This window comes from Polynucleobacter sp. 35-46-11 (assembly GCF_002281105.1).
On sequence record NZ_NCFJ01000386.1, the window covers coordinates 1 to 2,457 of the forward strand.

Consider the following 2,457-nt stretch of genomic DNA (forward strand, 5'->3'; position numbering starts at 1 on the left):
GCGATTCAGAATAAAGTGCCACCAGCTAAATGGACCTACGACAACATTGCTTACATGAAAAAGCAAATGGCAGCTATGGGTCTTGCAATTGATTGGTCGCGTGAAGTGGCTACTTGTAGTCCTGACTACTATCGTTGGAACCAATGGCTCTTTTTGAAGATGCTCGAAAAGGGTATTGCTTATCGCAAGACTCAAGTCGTGAATTGGGATCCAATCGATCAAACCGTATTGGCAAATGAGCAGGTGATCGATGGACGCGGCTGGCGCTCCGGCGCTTTGGTGGAAAAGCGCGAAATCCCGGGCTATTACTTCAATATCACTGCCTATGCAGAGCAATTACTTTCTGGTCTAGATAATTTAGGTTGGCCTGAGCGCGTCAAGACGATGCAGCAAAATTGGATTGGAAAAAGCCGCGGTGTCCGTTTTGCTTTTAAGCATGAGATTGCTGATGCAAACGGTAATTTTGTTCAAGATGGTCAGCTATATGTCTTTACAACCCGTGCTGACACCATCATGGGTGTTACTTTCTGCGCCGTTGCTGCGGAGCATCCATTGGCAGCGATAGCGGCAATCAATAATCCAGAGTTATCTTCATTTGTTGAGAAATGCAAAACCGGTAGCGTAATTGAGGCTGATCTTGCTACTCAAGAAAAAGAAGGTATGTTCACAGGTCTATATGTGACGCATCCACTTACTAATGAGCCAGTACCAGTTTGGGTTGGTAATTACGTGCTGATGTCCTATGGTGATGGCGCGGTCATGGGTGTGCCTGCACATGATGAGCGTGACTTTGCATTTGCCCTCAAATATGACTTACCTATTAAGCAAGTGATCGCTTTGCGCAACCCATCAGATATGTTCAATACTAGCCACTGGCAAGATTGGTATGCGCAGAAGGATGATGTCGTTTGTCTCAATAGTGGCAAATACGATGGCTTATCGCACGAAGAGGCGGTTGATGCAGTAGCAAAAGACTTAGAGCAAATGGACATTGGTGAAATCAAAACCACTTACCGTTTGCGCGATTGGGGTATCTCACGTCAGCGTTATTGGGGAACACCAATTCCGATTATTCATTGTGGCGATGAGAGTAATCCTGGTTGCGGTGCTGTGCCAGTGCCTGAAGCAGATTTGCCGGTAGTGTTACCTGAAGATTGCGTACCAGATGGCAGTGGCAATCCGCTCAATAAGCGTGCTGACTTCCTCAATGTGAAGTGTCCAAAATGTGGCAAGCCTGCACGTCGTGAGACTGACACGATGGATACCTTCGTAGATTCATCTTGGTACTTCATGCGTTACACCGGTCCAGATGCGAAGACTATGGTCGATGAGCGTAACGAATACTGGATGCCGATGGATCAGTACATTGGCGGTATTGAGCATGCGATTTTGCATTTGCTCTATGCACGCTTCTGGACTAAGGTCATGCGTGATCTCAATCTCATTACTTTTGATGAGCCCTTCCAGAACTTGCTGACGCAAGGCATGGTTCTTAACGAGACTTATTACTCTGAGGAAGCATCCGGTAAAAAGACTTGGTTAAATCCTTTGGATGTAGAGCTCGAGTTGGATGAAAAAGGCCGCCCTCAAAGCGCAAAATTGAGGGGTGATGCTTCTGGTGCCCCCGTCATTATTGGTGGCGTTGAGAAGATGTCTAAGAGTAAGAATAATGGCGTTGATCCTCAAGCTTTGATTGATCAATATGGTGCGGATACTGCGCGTTTATTTGTGATGTTTGCTGCCCCTCCTGAGCAACAGTTGGAATGGTCTAGTGCCGGCGTAGAGGGTGCCTCACGCTTCTTGCGCCGTGTTTGGATGTATGCCAGCAGTCAAGCTGATGCAATCCGCGCTGCCTCTGAAGTATTGCCAAGTGATTTAAATGATGCTGAAAAAGAATTGCGTCGTGAAGTCCACACCATTCTGAGGCAGGCTAACTTTGATTATCAGCGTCGTCAATACAACACCGTAGTTTCTGCGGCAATGAAGATGCTGAACGTCTTAGAGCCTGTGAAATTAGGCGACAAGACTACAGTGAGGCCTGCTGTATTGCGTGAGTGTTTAAGTATTTTGATCCGAGTGCTGTACCCAGTGGTTCCGCATTTGACGCATGCCCTCTGGAATGAGATTGGGTGTGATCAAGCTTTTGGCACGCTATTAGATGCGCCATGGCCTGTAGTGGATGAAGCTGCGCTGATTCAAACTGAGCTGACCATCATGTTGCAAATTAATGGCAAGCTGCGCGGTGATATTCGTGTGCCTGCGGATGCTACTAAAGAGCAAATTGAGGCTTTGGCATTACAAAGTGAGCCTGCTATGAAAGCATTAAACGGCGCAGCCCCTAAAAAGGTGATTGTGGTACCGGGTCGCTTAATCAATATTGTTGCTTAGATACTTGCAAATTACTTTGAATAGAAACTAAACACATGCGCGTAAATCAACTTCGACGTACTCTGCTTG

At 46.6% G+C, this 2,457-nt stretch carries 1 protein-coding gene; it reads left to right on the forward strand.

Features of this window, described 5'->3' with window-relative positions:
• Window positions 1-2,388: leucine--tRNA ligase (leuS, locus tag B7Y67_RS15275; RefSeq protein ID WP_293599371.1), on the forward strand; the 2,388-nt coding region annotated here is incomplete at its 5' end.
• Window positions 2,389-2,457 lie beyond the last annotated feature (69 nt).